The sequence below is a fragment of the Mycobacterium sp. UM_Kg1 genome, from assembly GCF_000972925.1.
GTDB lineage: Bacteria > Actinomycetota > Actinomycetes > Mycobacteriales > Mycobacteriaceae > Mycobacterium > Mycobacterium hiberniae.
Window position 1 is genome coordinate 1 of sequence record NZ_JRMK01000040.1, and the last position, 18,274, is coordinate 18,274.

An 18,274-nucleotide genomic window follows, 5' to 3' on the forward strand; every position below is an offset into this window, starting at 1 on the left:
AGATGTGTATAAGAGACAGTCGCCGACACGCTCGCCGGTGGCCCAGACTCGCGCCGGGCGTTCGCGGCCAGCCCGGATGACACCGGAATGCCCGGCGGGATGTACCGCAATCAGGTGTGGTTTCCCGGCCCCGGCAGCAACGTGGTGCTGTGCCAAGGCATGTGCGGCCAGATGATCTACATCGACCGCGCTGCGGAGATGGTCGGCGCCAAGTTGTCCAGCCAGTCCTACGCGGCAGACTCAAGCATGCTGTCCGACACCCTGCGGGCCTTCGCCGCGATAGCGCGCGAACTCGGGGCCTGACGGTTCGCCCGGCCACATCTAGCCGCGGAACAGGGCCGGATCGTCGAGTCGGTCCAGCAGCGCGACCAGCTGGTCCACCAGCTGGTCAGGCGCCAGCAGCACATCACCGGCCAGCCACGCGCTGATTGTCTGGCCCACCCCGCCCACCATGAAATGCGCGGCCGCCTTGATCCGGTCGTTGCCCGGCACGCCCAGGACGCTTTGGACATGGCGTCCGGACAACATGGCGAACAGCGCGCTGGACTCGGCGCGCTTGCGCACCAACAGCGCGTTGGTCAGCTTGGTGCTGAACAGGATCCTGCCGATGCGGGCATCGCCGGCGATGACCGCCACCAGATGGGCGATGCCCGCGCGGGTCTGCTCGGCCGGGGGCACCGCTGCCACCGCGGCCTGGGTGCTGGCGGCCAGGTCGCCGACGCCCCAGTCGAAGACGGCGGCCACGAACTCGTCCTTGTCGGCGAAGCTCTCGTAGAAGTACCGCGACGCCACCCCGGCACGATGGCAGATTCCGCGCACGGTCAGCTCGGTCGACTCGCTGGCCCCCAACAGGTCGAGCCCGGCTTTGAGCAGGCGTTCCCGGCGCTCGGCCAGCCGGTCCGCAGCCTGTACTCCCCGGTAGGGACGCTCGGGCACGGCGGCAACCACGCTCACCATCTTGACACCGGGCACCCAGCTTGGGCAATATCAGGAAACATTCGTTCTCACAATTAGCGAGGTGCAGGGATGACAATCAGCGAACCGATTCCGCTGGTGGAACGTTCGGTGAACGATTCGCTGAGCACCTACGCCAGTCCGCGCCGGCGTTCGCTGCTGCCGAAGATCTCCTGCAAAGACAACATGATGATGGGCGTGGCGTTGCTGGCCGGCCCGGCCAACGTCATCATGCAACTCGCCAACCCCGCCGTGGGGTACGGCGTGATGGAAAGCCCGGTGGAGAGCGGCCGGGTAGACCGGCACCCCATCAAGCGGGCCCGCACCACCTTCACCTATCTGGTGGTCTCCACTCAGGGCACCGAGGCCCAGAAAGCCGCGTTCCGCGAGGCGGTGAACAGCGCCCACCGCCAGGTCCGTTCCACCGAAAACAGCCCGGTCAAATACAACGCGTTCGACCGCGATCTGCAGCTGTGGGTGGGTGCGTGCCTGTACAAGGGCAACGTCGACATCCACCGCATCTTCCTCGGTGAGATGGACGACGAACACGCCGACCGGCATTACCACAACGAGGGCAAGGCCATGGCCACCATGCTCCAGGTGCCCGAAGACATGTGGCCCGCCGACCGCGCCGCCTTCGACCGGTACTGGCAGGAGCAACTGGACAAGTTGCACATCGACGACACCATCCGGGAATACCTGACCCCGATCGCCGCGGCTCGAATGCGGGGCCTGACCCTGCCGGGTCCCCTCCAGCGGGTCAACGAACGGATCGCCCTGCTGATCACCACCGGCTTCCTTCCGCAGCGCTTCCGCGACGAGATGCAGTTGCCGTGGGATGCCGACAAGCAACGTCGGTTCGACCGGTTGATGGGCGGGCTGCGCGTGGTCAACAGTGTGCTGCCGCAGTTCCTGCGCGGGTTCCCGTTCAACCTGATCCTGTGGGACCTTGACCGGCGCATCCGCGCCGGGCGTCCGCTGGTGTGACCCCGGGGGTAGTTCCGGAGACATCCCCGCGCGCCGGGTGAATTGACGGCTGCGGGTCCGTCGGTAGGCTCTGACCTCGACACATGCCGACGGAAGGGGGACCGGCCATGCACGTCAATCCCGAGGTGTTACGTACCGGAGCCGGCGTGTCCGACGACGCAGGCTGCCACGCTCACGCCGGCGCCCAACGCCTCGACGTGGCCGGCGTGAGTGCCTCGATGTTCGGCGACTTCGACGACGCCCACGGTTTCCACACCGCCCTGGGCAGCGCGAAAGACCGGCACCGGGACGCCTTGCACACTCATCACCGGGACCTCACTGGCATCGCCGAGAAGGTCCGCACCGCCGCCGACTGTTTCACCCGGATGGACAACCACAACGCCGCCCAATTGCGAGACGTCGCCGGCCCACCGCAGTGAGCCGCCCACCCCTGCAATACCTGTCCGTCGACGACCTCGTCGCACAGGCCGGCGGCGACCCGTGGTCGATCGACGAGAGCCTGCAGGCCGGCAGCCCCGCCCAGATCAACTTCCTGGCCCAGGCCTTTCACTCCGCAGCCGGTTCTGCGACCGCCGCCGAGGGGGCCTTCCGCACCGCCGGTGAGCACTTCGCGCAGTACAACCGGGAAAACGGCGAGCAACCGATCAACAACGCCGCGCAGGTGGCCCGGGTCAAAGACCAACTGCACGCCACCAATGAGCAGCTCGGCCGGATCGCCGCCGACCTGGCGGACATCGCCGCGGCCCTGGCCCAAGCCCGCGCCGCCTCGCAGGCCAACATCACCGCGCTCAACGCCAACCTGCTGGTCCTCGACGCTCGCATCGGCAGCTGTCTGAACCAGAGCCAGAGCCACGATGCCGATATCGCGCAGGCGCGTCAGCTGGGGCTGGCCGACACCGAGACCGCCCTGCACAACGCCACCACCATTCGCAGCGGCTATTCGCAGCACCTGAGCAAGTCGCTGGCCGCACTGCGGGGCACCGACGGCTACGACGCCGGCGAGGCCGTGCGCAGATACGGCGCTGAGGATGAACCGGTAGCCGGCACCGCTGAGGGACAGCGGGACGGCACGTCGGCCAACGGCCGCGCCGCCGGGGACCAGCCGGTGCCAGCGGCCGACACGGCCCCGGCGGGCGCTGACGGCGGCGCCGGCGGCACTCCCTGGACGCCGGAGGTTGCCGCAGGGCAGGGGGCCGACGGCGGCTCGGGGGCCGAAGCGCCCCGGCTGGCGCCCGGCACGCCGGTGATGACCCGTCCGCTGGGGCCGCCGCCCGCCCCGAGCAGACCCACGGAGATAGACGGGAAATGGGGCAACGTCGGCGACGGCCTTTCTGCGGCGGGCAGCCAGGCCAAGGCGCCCTGGGTCCGGCCGGACCTGCCGGCCTTCGCTCCGGGCGGAACCCCGACGCCCGCCGTTCCCGGCGGGGTACCGGTGTCGCAGGCCATGGACAGCGCCGAGAAATTCGGCAATCGCCTGGGCATCGCGGGCAATGTGTTCACCGGCGTGAACGGGGTCATGGAAATCCAGCACGACGTGAACAACGGCGTGCCTTTGAGCACCGCCCTGGTCGATGTCGTTCCCAAAACCGCGGGCGATATCGCCGGCGGCCTGGTGGGCGCCGGCCTGGGTGCGCAGACCGGGGCTGAGATCGGCGCCGTGGTCGGCACCTTCTTCGGCCCGGGACCGGCCACCGCCATCGGTGCTGTCCTCGGCGCCGGCACGGGGGCGGTGGTCGGCGGTTTCGTCGGCAGCGAGTTCGGCAAGAGCGTCGGCGAAGGCATTTCGGATGTGTGGCACGGCCTGTTCGGCTGACCACCGCAGACATAAGGAGATCGATCACCATCACCAACACAAACGGCATCATCGGCGTCGCCCTGGTGGTGATGCTGCTGTTCGCCGTCCCCGTGGATCCCCGCAAGAGCACTGCGTCGAAGTGGCTCTATTGGCTCATCGGACCGCTGACGTGTGCCGCGTTGTTCGCCGTTGCGATATACGGCTCGGTGCCCAACCCCGCGACGACGGACCTGCTCGGCGCGGTGGCCGGCGGAGCGATCTTTTCCTACCTCGGCTTCGGCGGCGCCTACCTCCGCAAGCTGTGGCAACCCGGGAGGTAGGGACCAGCCGTGGACACTTCGGATCTGCCACCCGGCACGGGCCCGATCCGGCTGAACAGTCGCGATGCCGACGAACCGACGGTCACCCTCCCCCGGCCCCCGGGCTGGGAGTTCGTGGCGGGCGATGACTCGACTGCGGTGCGCGGCGTGCTGTACAACCGGCAGCTGCGACGGCACGGCTTCACCCCCAACGCGGTGGTGACGCTGGAAGAACTCACCGGCCAGGTGGGACTGCCCTCGCAGGCCCTGGCCAAGGAACGTGCCGCGGTGACCGCCGTCGTCGGCGAGCTCGACACCGACATGCCCGGAGCGGTGTCGGGCTTTCCCAGCCGAACCATCACCTACAACCTGCAGGGCCGGCCCGCGACCAGTCTGATCATCGCCGTGCAGAACACCGAGGACCGGATCTGGACCATCACCTTGACCATTCAGACCACGGAGCCCGACAACCCGCACTACATCGCCGCCTGGCAGGCCCTGCTGGATTCGCTGGAAGTCCACCTGCCCACCAGGTGACATTCCCTGCGAGAATGCACCCATGGTCGAGCAGAGCCTCTGGATGCAGAAAGTCGCCGCCGACCCCGGACATTCCCAGTGGTATATCGAACGTTTCCGCACGATGGCCCGGGCCGGTAAGGATCTGGCCGGCGAAGCGCGCTTCATCGACGCCATGGCCACACGCGGCGCCCGTATCCTCGACGCCGGCTGCGGGCCGGGCCGGGTCGCCGGCGTCCTGGCCCGAGCCGGCCACCAGGTGGTCGGCGTCGACGTCGACCCGCAACTGATCGAGGCTGCCGAACAGGACTACCCCGGCCCGCGCTATCTGGTGGGCGACCTCGCCGAACTCGATCTGCCCGCCCGCGGAATCCACGAGCCGTTCGACATCATCGTGGCCGCGGGCAACGTCATGGCATTCGTCGCGCCGAGTACGCGAGTGGAGGTTCTGCGCCGGCTGCGGGCGCACTGCGCCGCCGACGGCCGGACCGTGATCGGATTCGGCGCCGAGCGCGACTACGGCTTCGATCAGTTCCTGCGCGACGCCGCGACCGCCGGCTTCCAAACCGATCTGTTGCTGGCCACCTGGGACCTGCGGCCCTTCACCGATGACGCCGACTTCCTGGTGGCGGTGTTGCGCCCGGCCTAGAGCAGAAGCTGATCTTCGTCGTTGAGCTCGCCGAGCTCGTCGATGATCAGCAGCTTGTCCATGTCCTGTTCCTGGTAGGCCAGCCGGCCCACTCGGTGCGCGACCACCGGCGCGGTGATCAGGGTGAACAGGATGCTCACGGTCACCATCCCGGCATCGTGGCTGCCCCGCAGCCGGATCAACGCGCCAAGCAGCACCAGTAACAGACCCAGCACCTGCGGCTTGGTGGCCGAGTGCATGCGGGCCAGGGTGTCGGGGAATCGCACCACTCCGACCGCCGCCGTCAGCGCCAGCACCGAGCCGGCGAGCACCAGCACACCGGCGAGCACGTCAAGTGCAATCACGGTTGCCTCCGTACGTCAGGTCCGTCGTCGGGCACCCGGAAACGGGCCACACTCACCGATCCGATAAAGCCGACGAGCGCCAGAGCCGCCAGGCTGTAGGTCACGGTGGTGTCCCGGCTCACCGCGGCCCAGATACCGATGCCACACATGGTCATCGCCGCCAGCGTGTCCAGCGCCACCAGCCGGTCCAGGGTGCTCGGCCCGGCCAACAGCCGGTACATGGTGATGACCGCCGCGATGCCCAACAACACACCCGCGGTGCCCCAGATCACGGTCATGCGCCTTCCTCCGCGGGCAGCCACTCGTCATCGCGCTCGAAGGCGGCGATCAACAGTCGCTCCACCTGCGCGGCCTGGTGATGGAAACGCTCGACCGCCTGCGAGGAACCGACATCGATCACATGGCAATACAGGATGCGGCGCACCTGATCGATCTCCAGCACCACCGAGCCGGGCAGCAGCGTGGTGATCGCCGAGGCCAGCACCAGAACCAGGTCGGACTTGATGTTCAACTGCACCCGCAGCACGCCCATCTTCGGCGGCGGACCGGGTTTGACCGCCAGCCACATCAGCTGAGCACTGGAAGTCACCAGATACCAGCAGAAAAGCCCCAACAACTGCACCAACGGCACGGGGTGCACTCGGCCCCGCACCGGGACGGGCGGCACCGGCAGCAACACCATGATGGCCACCGCCACCACGACCCCCATGACGATGTTGGGGATGGTCACCCGACCCCATAGCAGCACCCACACCGTGGCCAAGGCGGACACCGAGAACAACCGGAGCGCGACGGCTCTCATGGCGCACCCACCGACAGCACGGTGGAGATGTACTCGCCCCGGTCGAGAACCTCGGCTGCGGCCCGCTGGGTGTAGGCGAAGATGGGTCCGGCCAGCACGCTCAGCGACAGACCCAGGGCGATCAGCGCCAGCGTCGGCACCACCATCCACGTCGGCATTCGTCCCACGTCGTCGCGGTCGTCGTAGGCCACGTCGTCGACATCGTCGAGCAGCACCGGTGGTGCGGCCAGCGCCAGCGCACCCTCGGGTGCGTCGACGCGGCGGCGCCAGAACGCCTTGGTCCACACCCGCGCCAGCACATACAGCGTCAGCAGACTGGTCACCGCCGCTCCGGCCACCAGGCACCAGGCCAGCACCGATCCGTCCCCGACGCCGGCCTGCAACACCGCCGTTTTGCCGATGAAACCCGAAAAGGGCGGAATACCACCGAGGTTGAAGGCGGGGACCAGGAACACGAAAGCCAGCAACGGGTTGGCGATCAGCCCGCCCAACCGGTGCAGGGACGACGCGCCGCCCTGACGTTCGATCAGTCCCGCCGCCAGGAACAGCGTGGTCATCACGATGATGTGGTGCATCACGTAGAAGATGGCACCGGCCATCCCCATCTCGCTGGACAACGCGATGCCGAACACCATGAAACCGATGTGGCTGACCAGCGTGAAGGACAGCACTCGCTTGATGTCGCTCTGCGCGATGGCACCGAATATGCCGACCAGCATGGTCAACAGGGCCGCGACCAGCAGCACCGAGTCCAGCCCGCCGTCGGGGAACAGCAGCGAATGCGCCCGGATGATCGCGTAGACGCCGACTTTGGTCAGAATCCCGGCGAACACCGCGGTGATCGGTGCCGGCGCCGTGGGGTAGGAGTCCGGAAGCCAGGCCGACAGCGGGAAAACCGCCGCCTTGATCCCGAACGCCACCAGCAACACCGCGAACACCGCGCTTCGGGTGCCGCCGGGCAGTGCGCCGGTGCGGGTCGCCAGCTCGGCGAGGTTCAGCGTGCCGGTGGCCCCGTAGACCAGCGCGATACCGAACAGGAACACCATCGACGAGGCCATCGAGACCATGACATAACCGATGCCGGCCCGGATCCGTTCGGCGCTGGCACCGATGGTCAGCAGCACGAAGCTCGCCGACAGCAGCATTTCGAAGCCGACGAACAGGTTGAACAGGTCGCCGGCCAAGAACGCCAGGGACACACCGGTGGCCAGGGTCAGGTAAGTGGGCAGGAAGATCGACACCGGCTGGCGATCATCGCCGTCGCGCACCCCCTGCCCGATCGCGTAGACCATGACCGCCAGCAGCACGATCGCCGAGACCACCAGCATCAGCGCAGACAACCGGTCGACCACCAGGCTGATGCCCAGTGGCCCCAGCTCGTGCTCGGTGGGCCCCCAGCCGCCGACGTGCAGCACCAGCGTCCCGTTGCGGTCGGTCAGGTACAGCAATACCCCGCTGACCGCGGCCACCGCACATAACACGGCGATGGTGATCGGCCGCTGCAACCGCGGGCGCCGGCCGACGATCAGGGTCGCCGCGGCGCCCAGCGTGGGCAGCAACACCGGCATCGGCATCAAGACAGCGGCGAGACTCACCGGACTTCCTCACTTTCCGGCACAGCGTCGAGGTCACCGGCCGAAACCGGAACGCCCTGATCGGGTTCGGCGGCGATCACTTCTTCGTCCGAGAGTTGCGAAACCCGCGTCGCCTCTTCGTCGTCGCCGACGTCGTCGGTGGTCGTCAGGTTGTAGGACCGGTAGGTCAGCGCAAGCACGAACGCGCCCACGCCCATGGTGATCACGATGGAGGTCAACACCATGGCCTGCGCCAGCGGATCGGCGTCGGCCTCTTTACCGGAGCTGGCCCAATTTATCGGCGGGTTACCGTCGGTACCAGCCACATCGATGATCAACAGGTTGATGGCATTACCGATCATCATCAGGCCCAACAGCATGCGGGTCAGGCTGCGCTCCAGCAGCATGTAGACACCGCATGCGGTCAACCCCGCAGCCATCAACAGCGGAACCAGATGCGCGGTCATGACACCCCCGCCATCGGTCGAGTCGAACGTTGGGACTCCAGCTCCTGATCCAGCCGGACCCCCAAGCTGCGCAGCACGTCGAGCACCATGCCGACCACCACCAGGTACACGCCCAGGTCGAAGAACAGCGACGTGACCATGTTGACCTCGCCCAGTACCGGAAGGGTGAAGGTCAGCACCGCCGAGGACAGCACCGGGGCCCCCAGGAACAGCGAACCCAGCGCGGTGCCCCCGACCAGGGCCAGACCCACTCCCAGGATCTTGCTGGAATCCACCGGCAGGGTCTCCCCGAGCTCGTATCGCCCCCCGGCGAGGTAGCGCAGCGCCAACCCCAGTCCGGCGGCCAGCCCGCCGGCGAAGCCGCCGCCCGGGTAGTTGTGTCCGGCGAACAGGAAGTACACCGAGACCACCATGATCAGGGGGAAGATCATCCGGGTTGCCACCTCCAGCACCAGCGAACGCTGGTTCGGGTCGTGATACGCGCTGCCCCGCAGCCACGTGGTCGAGCCGATCGCCGGACTGTAGGGGGTGGCCACGCCCGGCGACAGCTGCGCCGCTCCGGCGTCGGTGACCCGTGGGGCACGGCCGAACCGGCGGTTGCGGAACACCATGGAGGCGACCCCGGTCGCGGCGACCAGCAGCACCGAGATCTCCCCGAGGGTGTCCCAGGCCCGCACGTCGACCAGCAGGACGTTGACGGTGTTGGCCCCATGGCCCCGGACGTAGGCAGCCTCGGGCAGCACCTCGGCAACGCCGTCGGCGGTCCGTGCCGCCATCGCGAACGCGCCCAACACGGCAACAGCGAAGCCGGACGCGACGGCCACCACGATCCGCGGCAACCGGTTCAGCGCCATGGTCGGCCGTTCCGCCTCCGCGGGCAGGGTACGCAGCACGAGCACGAAGATCACCAACGTGACGGTCTCGACCAGCAGCTGAGTCAACGCCAGGTCCGGCGCGCCGTGGAAGGCGAAAGCCGCGGCGCAGCCGTATCCGGTCACCCCGACCATCAGAACCGTGGACAGCCGGTTGCGCGTCATCGCCGCACCGATGCCACCGGCGACCACCAGTACCGCGACCATCAGTTGCAGGGGCGTGTCCCAGAGACGCACATCGACGTGGTCGCGCGCACCCATCATCAGCGCAGTCAAGGGCAGCACCACCAGCGTCGTGAAGATCACGCCCTGGTTCAGCGGCAGGGAGCCGCGCTGGGTGACACCGGTCAGCCGCACGGCCGCCACGTCGAGGAGCCGCAGAAATTCGTCGTAGATCCGGTCGGCTTTGCCCACCGGCAGGCGGCGCAGCCGAGACAGTCCCAGCACATCTCGGGCGGCGAACACACTGGTTCCCGCCACCAGCACCAGCGCCGAGAGCGCCACCGGAAGTCCCACGCCGTGCCACAGCGCCAAGTGGTAGCCCGTTCCGCCCGGCATGGTGTCGGCGTAACTGCTCAGCACCGTGTCGAGAGTCAGGGCACACAGCCCCATGGCCAGGCTGGCGGCGGCAAGCACCGCCGGCGGGAACTGGAAGGCCACACCCGGCCGGTGCAGGCCGGCCACCGCGGCACTCGGAGCGAGCTGGCCTTTGCCGGCGAATCCGCCCCACACGAACCGCACGCTGTAGATCACGGTGAACATCGAGGCGACAACTCCGGCCGCCAACACGTACGGGCCGGCCGAGCCCAGGACCGGCGACTGTGCCTCGGCGCCGAAAATCGTCTCCTTGGCGACGAAGCCCACGAACGGCGGCACTCCGGCCATGCTCGCGGCGGCCGCGGCGGCGATCAGGAACAGTCCCGGGCAGCGGCGCCCCAACCCGGCCAGTTCGCGCAGGTCGCGGGTGCCGGTGGAATGGTCGATGATCCCGACCACCATGAACAGCGTCGCCTTGGCCGCCGCATGGGCACACATGGCGGTCAGCCCAGCCAGCATGAAGTCGCCGGTGCCGACCCCGACCAGCACGATCATCAGACCCAGCTGGCTGACGGTGCTGTAGGCCAGCAGCAACTTCAGGTCGTATTCGCGGATTGCCCGCCATCCGGCCAGCAAAGCGGTGGCCAGCCCGAGGATCACCAGCGTCGGCCGCCAGCCCGGCGATTCGGCGTACCCGGGGGCCAACCGTGCCACCAGGTAGATCCCGGCCTTGACCATGGCCGCGGCGTGCAGATAGGCACTGACCGGTGTGGGTGCCGCCATGGCGCCGGGCAGCCAGAAGTGCAGCGGCACAATCGCGGATTTACTGAGCGCACCGACCAGGATCAGCAGCACACCCGCGGTCACCGGGGTTCCGGTCGGCGGGTGAGCCACCAGCTCCGAGAGCAGATAGGTGCCCGCGGCGTTGCCCAGGCAGATGATTCCGACCAGCATCGCCAGCCCGCCCGCCGTGGTCACCAGCAGTGCCTGGGTGGCGGCGCGGCGGTTGACGGCGCGTTCGGCGTAGTGACCGACGAGCAGAAATGACAACACCGTGGTCATTTCCCAGAACACGTAGAGCACCAGCGCGTTGTCGGCGACCATCAGCCCGAACATCGCTCCGGCAAAGCCGACCATCTTCGCGGCGAAGCTCGGCAGTCGCGGATCGTCGGTGTGCGATCCGACCGGCCGGAAGTACGCGGCACAGTAGAACAGGATGAGCGCGCCGATCCCCAACGCCAGCACGCACATGATCGCGCTCAGGGAGTCGAAACGCAGCTCGATGTCCATCGACAGGCCGGGCACCCAGGACACGGTGGCGCGGTGGTCGGTGGCCGGACCGCTCGGCCAGTTGTCCACCACCCAGCCCAGCGAGACCAGCGGAATCGCGCCGAGCGGATAGAAAGCCGCTCGTCCCCATCGGCGCACCAACTGCGGTGCCGCAGCCGTGCCAACAATATGGGCAAGCAATATCGTCAGCATCACGCTCCACGGGCCGTTTCGTTTAAGTCGATGCGTTCAGTTACATCCAGGTAACGGCTAGAGGATAACCCGGACACGTTTCGGGACGGCTCCGTAGTCTCTCGCCACACTCTTCAATCCAGTCTGTGAGGCGCCGCGATCCCGCGCCATGGAACGCGGCCCCCATTCGGCGGGGGGCCGGACCCTCATCGGGCGTTCGGTCGGCGGTGGTTACGGTTCGATCAGCCCGGTCCTGATGGCATATCGGGTGAGCGCCAGGCGATCACGCAGGCCCAGTTTCTGCAGCGTATTGGTCCGGTGGCGGTCGACGGTCTTGGCGCTGATACCGAGGGTCTTGGCGATTTCACGCGCCGAGAGACCCTCGGCGATGAGCTTGAGCACTTCCTCCTCACGCGGCGTCAGAATCGTCTCCGGCAAGGTGCTGCCATGGCGCGCTCGGTGCAGATAATCCCGGATCAGCGCGGTCACCGCCCCGGCGTAGAGAAACGGCTCGCCGCGTATGGTCGCCCGGCAGGCCTCGAGCAGGTCGCGGTCGGCGACCGACTTCAGCACGTAGCCCGATGCGCCGGCCTTGAGCGCCTCGAAGAAATATTGCTCGTTGTCGTGCATCGACAGCATCAGCATCCGCACGTGGGGATAGTTGCGGTTGATCTCCCGGGCGGCCTGCAATCCGGTCATCCGCGGCATGGCGATGTCCAGAATGGCCAGGTCGACAGGTGTTTCCTGGAGTGCTGACAGCGCCTCGGCGCCATCGGCGGCTTCGGCGACGACGGACAGATCCGGTTCGGCGTCCAGAATCATCCGCAGCCCGCTGCGGACCAGGGCGTGGTCATCGGCGAGCAGGATGCGCGCCGGCTGGGCCGGCTGGGTCGGCATCACGAGGGCGCCGCCCCCGGCGCGGCGGGCGCCACCAGCTGGATCTCGGTGCCCTGGCCGGGCGGGGAACTCATGGTCAGGGTGCCGTGCACCAGCAGGGCACGCTCGCGCATCCCGGTGATGCCGGCTCCTTCGGCGCTCACACCGCCGGCGCCGTCGTCGCGGACCCGCAGGGTCAGCTGCCCGGCGGGGTCGACATGCAGGTCCACCCAGACCTTGTGAGCGCCGGCATGCCGGGCGACGTTGGTCAGGCTCTCCTGCACGATGCGGTAGCACACCAACTCGACGTTGGGGTCCAGTCGTTGCGGTTGCGGGGCGATGTCTTTGACCACATCGATCCCGGTCGCCTGGCTGAATTGGTTGAACAACGCCTGCAGAGAGCTGAGCAGGCCGAGGTCTTCCAGCGCGTCCGGGCGGAGCCGGCGGGCAATGCCGCGGACCTCGTCCAGGCAGTCGCGCACCGTCTCCTGCGCCTCGGCGAGGTCGCCGCGTATCCCGCTGGGCGCGGCGTCGACGGCGCGCTTGAGGGTGAGCAGAGCCACCGTCAACGTTTGACCGATCTCATCGTGCAGCTCCCTGGCGATCCGTTGGCGCTCGTTCTCCTGCGCGGCCAGCACCAAGGCACTCGAGGCAGCGCGTTCGGTCTCCAGCCGGTCCAGCATCGCGTTGAACGATGCCATCAGGTCATGCAGATCGCCGGCCCCAGGGTCGTCGACCCGGTCGGTGCGCCGCAGCAGGTCGACCCGCCGCATCGACGCGGCCAGCCGATCCAGCGGGGCCAGGCTGGATCGCAGGAGCAGCGCGTTGGCCCCGACCACGACGGCCAGCCCGACCACCAGGACGGGGATCTCGGTCAGTTGCACGGGCCCCGACACCGTTGCCGGCGACATCGCCAGTACCAGGGTGCCGAACGTGAAGACCAGACCGTTGATCGCAACGACCCGGCGAAACAGCCCCCGCGCGGGCGGCGCACTCGCTCGTCGCCCGAACCGGTCGACGAGCCCCGTCCAACGGCCCATACCACCACCCTGTTCTGCCCGGCCCACGTTGTCCATACGGGTTGCCGCAGACCCCGAATGGGAGTCAAACACCATGGCGAGGCATCGGCTCGAACGGACAATGGAGGTAAGCCCAGTGCGCCGGTCTTGGCCGCATTGCCGAGACGTTTGCCACCCCGGAGTGTCGAGCGTACTGGCGAAGCGCCCGGCGGGTTAGATCGATCGTCACACCGCCAACGACCCGCGACCGGAGGGATTCGACTGCCATGGACCGCTGTACCCGAGCGCGGCGTGCCTAGCCGATGAACTTCGCGGCATTGCCTCCGGAGGTCAACTCCGGCCTGATGTACACCGGTCCCGGTGCGGGGCCGATGCTTGCCGCCGCGACGGCCTGGAGCGGGCTGGCCGCCGAACTGCATGCGGCGGCCGCCGCCTACGAGTCGGTGATCGCGGAGTTGACCAGCGCAGCATGGTCGGGTCCCTCGGCCACCGCCATGGTGGCCGCGGCCACACCCTTCACGGCCTGGTTGAACACCACCGGCGGTCAGGCCGAGAAAGTGGCGATGCAGGCCCAGGCGGCGGTGGCGGCCTACGAGGCGGCGTTCGCCTTGACCGTGCCCCCGTCGGTGATCGCGGCCAACCGTGCGCAGTTGATGACCTTGCTGGCCACCAATGTGCTGGGCCAGAACGCCGCGGCCATCGCGGCCACCGAAGCCCAGTACGCGGAGATGTGGGCGCAGGATGCCACCGCTATGTACGGCTACGCGGCGCTGGCGCAGTCCGCCCGGGAACTGGAGCCGTTCGCCCCGCCGCCGCAGACCGCCAACCCCGCGGGGCCGCTGAGCCAGAACGGAAGTTCCGCGGCCAACATGGCACAGACGTTGGGCGCCCGGCTGGCGTCCGCACTGCCGGCAGTCGGTCCGGCGGAATCCCAAACGCCGCTGCCCGCTCTGGCCGGATTGATTGGGGATGGTCCACCCTCGTTCTTCCAGTGGCTGGGAGTCGTCGCCGACGAGACCGCCCTCGGAATCGCCCTGCCCATGTCAATCCTGGGCGTGTGGCTGTCGGGTGCCGCGATGCACTTCTCGGAGCAGGACTCGCGCGAGATCTTCGACACCCAGGACATCCTCCGTGCTGGTCAACGAAATATCTTGGAAGCCCTGGACCAGCTGGGCGCGCACGCCGAACTGCCCTCGATCGACACCCTCCGCGTTCCCCACGTGCCGGTGGTGTCAGCCATCGGCGAGGCCTTCCCCCTCGGGACCCTCTCGGTGCCCATCAGCTGGGCCGAGACAGCGCCGGAGATCCGCCACGCCAGCTTCTCGACACCGCTGGGCAGCGCCGCGTCGCCTGCCTCGCCGGCCGGTCTGGGCGCGGCATTCGGGCAGATGGCTCTGGCCGGGATGGGCGGCAGTGCGTTGGCCGGCGCGATGAACCAGCGCCGCGGGGAATCGGCCAAACCGCCCACGGAACCCGCGGCCGCGCGGGCGGGCGCGCCGTCCACGGGTTCGGCGGGACAGCCGGCGAGCCCGGCGCACACCCCGCTGGCCTCGGTGGCCGAACTGGCCGCCGGAATCCGCGAGCTCGGCGAACTGCACGATGCCGGTTACCTGTCCGGTGAGGAGTTCGCCGAACAGAAGCGCCGGCTGCTGAGCCGGTAACCCGGCGCGTCCCCCGGCCGGCGCGGGCTATCGGCGCCGCGACCTGAGGTAGTCGCCGACCACGGCTGCGCCCAGTCCCCCGAGCTCGGGCACCACCACCCGGCCCTGAACCCGCCGCGCCACCTGATCGATGAAGCGGGCCAGGCCGGGGTCGTCGCCCAACCGGAAGATCGTCACCTGCGCACCGAGCCGGGCGACGTCGTCGAAGCCCCGGACGGTGTGGGCGATGGTTCGCGGGTGCGGCGGGTAGTCGAAGAACACCGCGGGACCGGCCGTGCCGCGTCCGTCATAGTCCTCCAGGTGCGCCGTCGGTTCCCCGTCGGTGACCACCAGCACCACCGGCTGGGCGTTGGGGTGCCGGCGCAGATGCCGGCTGGCCAGCGCCAGCGCATGGTGCAGGTTGGTGCCCTGCTCGTAGACGCCCTCCAGGCCGGTCAGCTCGGCCGCGGTCACGGTGCGTGCGTAGCGGCCGAATGCGATTATCTGCAACGCATCTGACCGGAACCGGGTGCTGATCAGGTGGTTCAGCGCCAGCGCCGTGCGCTTCATCGGCAACCAGCGGTTGTCCATCACCATCGAGAACGACGTGTCCACCAGCAGCGCCACAGCCGACTGGGTGCGGGTCTCGGTCTCGGAGACTTCGACGTCTTCGACGCTGATCGACAGGCGCCTTCCCGGGGTGCCGGGTCCACGCGGCGCTCCGAGCTTCGCCTCTGTCCCGTCGAACCGGGGTTCGGCGACTTGCCGAAGTACTGAGTTGGTCAGGGTCCGGGTGACGTTCCACGGCTCGGTGTCGCCGAACTGCCAGGGCCGGGTCGCCCCGGTCAACTCACCTGCCGCTCCGGCCCGGCGGTGGTCGCGCTCGCCCCGGCGCCCGGAAAGCTGGCGGGCCACATCGCGAAGCGCGGTTTCGCCGAGCCGGCGCATCGCTTTGGGCGACAGTCGCCACTGCCCGTCGGAGCTGCGGTCGAGGAATCCCTGATTGAGCAGGGCGCGTTCCAGCTCGGCGAGGGTGCGCGCGTCGACCGCGGCCTGGTCGCCGAGTTGGCGGGCCAGTGCGTCGAGGTCGACGTCCTCCATGCTCGCACCGGGATACGCCTGGGACAGCTGCTCGGCCAGCTGTTCGAGTTCGGCGATGTCGGCCAGCGCCTGGGCGCCCTCCCCCATGCCGAGCGGGTCGTTGCCGGAGAACTCCGCCGAGCCGGCCCAGTCCTCGCCAGGCCGGGCCGCCTGCAGGTGCGCGTCCAGACGTCCCAGCGCCTGCTGCAGCGCCGGGGAGCCGAAAGCCTGCTCGGCCAACGCATCCAGCTCGGCCCGCTGCTGCTCACTGAGGCTGTTGCGGAAACGCTGTGCCGCCGCCGCACGCTTGGCCAGCGAATCCAGCAACTCCTCGACGTTGCGGGGGTTCTCCGGAAAGAACTCGCCGTGCTTGTCCATGAACTGCTGGAAGTCCTGCTGGGTGTCCTCGCCGCGCGAATGCTTGTCCAGCAGGTCGTTGAGATCGTCGAGCATGTCGGTGACCCGTTGCCGGTCGGCGTCGGTCGCACCTTCGAGCGCCTGTTTCATTCCGGCGAAACGCTGGTCGAGCATCTCGCGGCCCAGCAGGTCCTTGATCTTCTCGTAGGACTCCCGGGCCTGACTGCTGCGCCAGTCGTAGTCCGCCAGCTCCTGCACCGCTTTGGCCGGTGACGGCGACAGCGCCTCCAGTTGCATCTCCCCGAAGCGCGCATCGTCGTCCAGCGCTCGGGCCAGTTCTTTGCGCTCGGCGAGCACCGCTTCGTCGAGCAACTTCTTGACCTCGGCCAGGGTGCCGTCCAAATTGTTGCGGCGCAACAGCTCCCGTCGTCGTCGTTGCGCCTCGGCGGCAAGCCGGTCGGCCCCGGTCAAGTTCTTGGTCCCGCGGCGCAGGAGCTCCTGCAGCGCTCGGCGCGGCGACGTCCCCTCCATGACGTCACGACCGATCTCCTCCAGCGCCTCGGCCAGGTCTACCGGAGGCGCAAGGGGATCCGGCCCACCGCTGTAGGCCGAATACCGGGAGGAGTGGCTTCTAGCCATAGACGGTTTCGCCCTCGTCAGACGTCTTGTCGATGCGCTTGGCCAAATAGAGCGCTTCCAAAGCCAATTCGAGTGCCGCCGCGCGCTCGCCGTCGGATTCGGCTCCCAGACGCTGCGCGACGGCATCGATCACCGGCAGATCCGGCAGCGCAGCCAGCACTGCTTTGGCCGAGATCCGTTCCCCGGTGGTCACCGCGGTATTCTCGACCGCCGCTACCAGCGGTCCCACGTCGATCCCGCCCAGCGCCCGCGATGCGGTATCGGCGGTCGCCCGGCGCAGCAGGTGCTCCAGCACCGCCTGTTCGCGGCCCTCTTCGCCGGATTCGAACTCCAGCTTTCCGCGCAGCACGTCGATGATGGTGCTCAGATCGACCACCCGGGCCACCGGATCGGTCTCGCCCAGTACCGCGCCACGATGCCGCGCCGAGGCGGCGACCGTCTCCGCGGCGGCGATCGCGAAACGCGCTGAGACGCCGGAGCGCTGGTCCACCGAGCGGGACTCACGCAGGTAGCGCGCGAAGCGGGCCAGCACCGCCAGCAGGTAGTCGGGCACCTGGGCGCTCAGGTGCGCTTCCTGGGCGATCACGCCGACCTCGGCGTCGAGTTCCAGCGGATAGTGCGTGCGGATCTCGGCGCCGAAGCGGTCCTTGAGCGGCGTGATGATGCGGCCGCGGTTGGTGTAGTCCTCCGGGTTGGCGCTGGCGACCACCAGCACGTCCAGCGGCAGCCGCAGGGTGTAGCCCCGCACCTGGATGTCGCGCTCCTCCATGACGTTGAGCATCGCCACCTGGATGCGCTCGGCAAGGTCGGGCAGCTCGTTGACGGCGACCACCCCGCGGTGGGCACGCGGGATCAGCCCGTAGGCGATGGTCTCGGGGTCGCCCAGGCTGCGGCCCTCGGCCACCTTGATGGGGTCGATGTCGCCGACCAGATCGGCGACGCTGGTGTCGGGCGTGGCCAGTTTCTCGGTGTAACGCTCGCTGCGGTGGCGCCAGGCAACGGGCAGGTCGTCGCCGAGCTCCGCGGCCCGCCGGATCGACTCCGGCGTGATCGGCGAGTACGGATGCTCACCGAGTTCGGCTCCGGCGATCACCGGCGTCCACTCGTCGAGCAGTCCGGTCAGGGCCCGCAGCAGCCGGGTCTTGCCCTGCCCGCGTTCGCCGAGCAGGACGATGTCGTGACCGGCGATCAGCGCACGCTCCAGCTGCGGCAGCACGGTCTCGTCGAAACCGAAGATTCCGGGCCAGATGGCCGCGGCGTCGTCCCCGGCGCCGAGACGCGCCAGCAGGTTCTCGGCGATCTCCTGTTTCACCCCCCGCTCACGATGGCCGGCGGCACGCAGCTCGCCGACAGTTTTGGGCAGATCGTGCGGGGCATTCAGCGCGGTCACCACTCCACGCTACGAC

At 68.6% G+C, this 18,274-nt stretch carries 18 protein-coding genes and 1 pseudogene; 8 read left to right on the forward strand and 11 right to left on the reverse strand.

Going from position 1 to position 18,274, the window contains the following annotated elements; all coding sequences use genetic code 11:
- Window positions 1-18 precede the first annotated feature (18 nt).
- A pseudogene (locus LI92_RS08615) lies at window positions 19-303 on the forward strand (serine hydrolase domain-containing protein); the annotation flags it as partial.
- 18 nt (window positions 304-321) lie between these two features.
- Here the strand turns inward: LI92_RS08615 and LI92_RS08620 are convergent.
- Window positions 322-957: a TetR/AcrR family transcriptional regulator gene (locus tag LI92_RS08620; RefSeq protein ID WP_046318135.1), complete on the reverse strand. Its 636-nt coding sequence runs from the start codon at window positions 955-957 to the stop codon at window positions 322-324.
- Between the two features lie 69 nt (window positions 958-1,026).
- Between LI92_RS08620 and LI92_RS08625 the strand changes: the two genes are divergently transcribed.
- The 6 genes from LI92_RS08625 to LI92_RS08650 all read left to right on the forward strand — a co-directional run bounded on the left by LI92_RS08625 (window position 1,027) and on the right by LI92_RS08650 (window position 5,200).
- Window positions 1,027-1,941: an oxygenase MpaB family protein gene (locus tag LI92_RS08625; RefSeq protein ID WP_046318084.1), complete on the forward strand. Its 915-nt coding sequence runs from the start codon at window positions 1,027-1,029 to the stop codon at window positions 1,939-1,941.
- A gap of 107 nt (window positions 1,942-2,048) precedes the next feature.
- Window positions 2,049-2,360, forward strand: a complete 312-nt coding sequence (locus tag LI92_RS08630) for a DUF2563 family protein (RefSeq protein WP_046318086.1) — start codon at window positions 2,049-2,051, stop codon at window positions 2,358-2,360.
- The gene (locus LI92_RS23715) at window positions 2,357-3,754 is read left to right on the forward strand and encodes a putative alpha/beta hydrolase (RefSeq protein ID WP_052740740.1); all 1,398 of its coding nucleotides are present in this window, start codon (window positions 2,357-2,359) and stop codon (window positions 3,752-3,754) included. Before LI92_RS08630 ends, LI92_RS23715 begins: the two co-directional genes overlap by 4 nt.
- Window positions 3,733-4,056: a hypothetical protein gene (locus LI92_RS08640; RefSeq protein WP_046318087.1), complete on the forward strand. Its 324-nt coding sequence runs from the start codon at window positions 3,733-3,735 to the stop codon at window positions 4,054-4,056. Before LI92_RS23715 ends, LI92_RS08640 begins: the two co-directional genes overlap by 22 nt.
- Window positions 4,057-4,065: 9 nt before the next feature.
- A complete protein-coding gene (locus tag LI92_RS08645) occupies window positions 4,066-4,572 on the forward strand; it encodes an LpqN/LpqT family lipoprotein (protein ID WP_052740741.1) in 507 nt (168 codons plus the stop codon).
- 22 nt (window positions 4,573-4,594) lie between these two features.
- Window positions 4,595-5,200: a class I SAM-dependent methyltransferase gene (locus LI92_RS08650; RefSeq protein ID WP_046318089.1), complete on the forward strand. Its 606-nt coding sequence runs from the start codon at window positions 4,595-4,597 to the stop codon at window positions 5,198-5,200.
- On the opposite strand, the gene mnhG is transcribed toward LI92_RS08650, so the two are convergent.
- From mnhG to LI92_RS08690, 8 genes are all read right to left on the reverse strand, one after another.
- Complete coding sequence (mnhG, locus tag LI92_RS08655; protein WP_046318091.1) at window positions 5,197-5,544, reverse strand: monovalent cation/H(+) antiporter subunit G; 348 nt, start codon at window positions 5,542-5,544, stop codon at window positions 5,197-5,199. The genes LI92_RS08650 and mnhG overlap by 4 nt on opposite strands.
- Window positions 5,541-5,822, reverse strand: a complete 282-nt coding sequence (locus LI92_RS08660; RefSeq protein ID WP_046318094.1) for a monovalent cation/H+ antiporter complex subunit F — start codon at window positions 5,820-5,822, stop codon at window positions 5,541-5,543. Before LI92_RS08660 ends, mnhG begins: the two co-directional genes overlap by 4 nt.
- Window positions 5,819-6,346 (reverse strand): Na+/H+ antiporter subunit E, encoded by a 528-nt coding sequence (locus LI92_RS08665; protein WP_046318096.1) that lies wholly within the window; start codon window positions 6,344-6,346, stop codon window positions 5,819-5,821. Before LI92_RS08665 ends, LI92_RS08660 begins: the two co-directional genes overlap by 4 nt.
- On the reverse strand, window positions 6,343-7,920 hold the full coding sequence (locus LI92_RS08670; RefSeq protein WP_046318098.1) for a Na+/H+ antiporter subunit D: 1,578 nt from the start codon (window positions 7,918-7,920) through the stop codon (window positions 6,343-6,345). The genes LI92_RS08665 and LI92_RS08670 overlap by 4 nt, the downstream gene beginning before the upstream one ends.
- 17 nt (window positions 7,921-7,937) lie before the next feature.
- The gene (locus LI92_RS08675; protein ID WP_046318101.1) at window positions 7,938-8,387 is read right to left on the reverse strand and encodes a Na(+)/H(+) antiporter subunit C; all 450 of its coding nucleotides are present in this window, start codon (window positions 8,385-8,387) and stop codon (window positions 7,938-7,940) included.
- Complete coding sequence (locus LI92_RS08680; protein WP_046318103.1) at window positions 8,384-11,278, reverse strand: Na+/H+ antiporter subunit A; 2,895 nt, start codon at window positions 11,276-11,278, stop codon at window positions 8,384-8,386. Before LI92_RS08680 ends, LI92_RS08675 begins: the two co-directional genes overlap by 4 nt.
- A gap of 210 nt (window positions 11,279-11,488) precedes the next feature.
- Entirely contained in the window at window positions 11,489-12,154 is a 666-nt protein-coding gene (locus LI92_RS08685) for a response regulator (protein WP_046318105.1), read from the reverse strand.
- Window positions 12,154-13,173 (reverse strand): HAMP domain-containing sensor histidine kinase, encoded by a 1,020-nt coding sequence (locus tag LI92_RS08690; RefSeq protein WP_046318141.1) that lies wholly within the window; start codon window positions 13,171-13,173, stop codon window positions 12,154-12,156. The genes LI92_RS08685 and LI92_RS08690 overlap by 1 nt, the downstream gene beginning before the upstream one ends.
- Window positions 13,174-13,454: 281 nt before the next feature.
- On the opposite strand from LI92_RS08690, the gene LI92_RS08695 reads away from it, so the two are divergent.
- Window positions 13,455-14,813, forward strand: coding sequence for a PPE family protein, SVP subgroup (locus LI92_RS08695; protein ID WP_046318108.1), 1,359 nt, complete (start codon window positions 13,455-13,457; stop codon window positions 14,811-14,813).
- Window positions 14,814-14,840: 27 nt separating this feature from the next.
- Here the strand turns inward: LI92_RS08695 and LI92_RS08700 are convergent, their stop codons facing one another.
- Both LI92_RS08700 and LI92_RS08705 read right to left on the reverse strand, forming a co-directional pair.
- Entirely contained in the window at window positions 14,841-16,868 is a 2,028-nt protein-coding gene (locus LI92_RS08700; protein WP_046318110.1) for a vWA domain-containing protein, read from the reverse strand.
- Window positions 16,861-18,249, reverse strand: coding sequence for a sigma 54-interacting transcriptional regulator (locus LI92_RS08705; RefSeq protein WP_046318144.1), 1,389 nt, complete (start codon window positions 18,247-18,249; stop codon window positions 16,861-16,863). The genes LI92_RS08700 and LI92_RS08705 overlap by 8 nt, the downstream gene beginning before the upstream one ends.
- Window positions 18,250-18,274 lie beyond the last annotated feature (25 nt).

Bases quoted from the DNA above. Each gene is read 5' to 3' on its own strand.
- LI92_RS08620 (WP_046318135.1), bottom strand. From the start codon at position 957: ATGGTGAGCGTGGTTGCCGCCGTGCCCGAGCGTCCCTACCGGGGAGTA.
- LI92_RS08695 (WP_046318108.1), top strand. From the start codon at position 13,455: ATGAACTTCGCGGCATTGCCTCCGGAGGTCAACTCCGGCCTGATGTAC.
- LI92_RS08700 (WP_046318110.1), bottom strand. From the start codon at position 16,868: ATGGCTAGAAGCCACTCCTCCCGGTATTCGGCCTACAGCGGTGGGCCG.
- LI92_RS08680 (WP_046318103.1), bottom strand. From the start codon at position 11,278: ATGCTGACGATATTGCTTGCCCATATTGTTGGCACGGCTGCGGCACCG.
- LI92_RS08665 (WP_046318096.1), bottom strand. From the start codon at position 6,346: ATGAGAGCCGTCGCGCTCCGGTTGTTCTCGGTGTCCGCCTTGGCCACG.
- LI92_RS08675 (WP_046318101.1), bottom strand. From the start codon at position 8,387: ATGACCGCGCATCTGGTTCCGCTGTTGATGGCTGCGGGGTTGACCGCA.
- LI92_RS08685 (WP_046318105.1), bottom strand. From the start codon at position 12,154: ATGCCGACCCAGCCGGCCCAGCCGGCGCGCATCCTGCTCGCCGATGAC.
- LI92_RS08670 (WP_046318098.1), bottom strand. From the start codon at position 7,920: ATGCCGATGCCGGTGTTGCTGCCCACGCTGGGCGCCGCGGCGACCCTG.
- LI92_RS08690 (WP_046318141.1), bottom strand. From the start codon at position 13,173: ATGGGCCGTTGGACGGGGCTCGTCGACCGGTTCGGGCGACGAGCGAGT.
- LI92_RS08625 (WP_046318084.1), top strand. From the start codon at position 1,027: ATGACAATCAGCGAACCGATTCCGCTGGTGGAACGTTCGGTGAACGAT.
- LI92_RS08660 (WP_046318094.1), bottom strand. From the start codon at position 5,822: ATGACCGTGATCTGGGGCACCGCGGGTGTGTTGTTGGGCATCGCGGCG.
- LI92_RS08630 (WP_046318086.1), top strand. From the start codon at position 2,049: ATGCACGTCAATCCCGAGGTGTTACGTACCGGAGCCGGCGTGTCCGAC.
- LI92_RS08650 (WP_046318089.1), top strand. From the start codon at position 4,595: ATGGTCGAGCAGAGCCTCTGGATGCAGAAAGTCGCCGCCGACCCCGGA.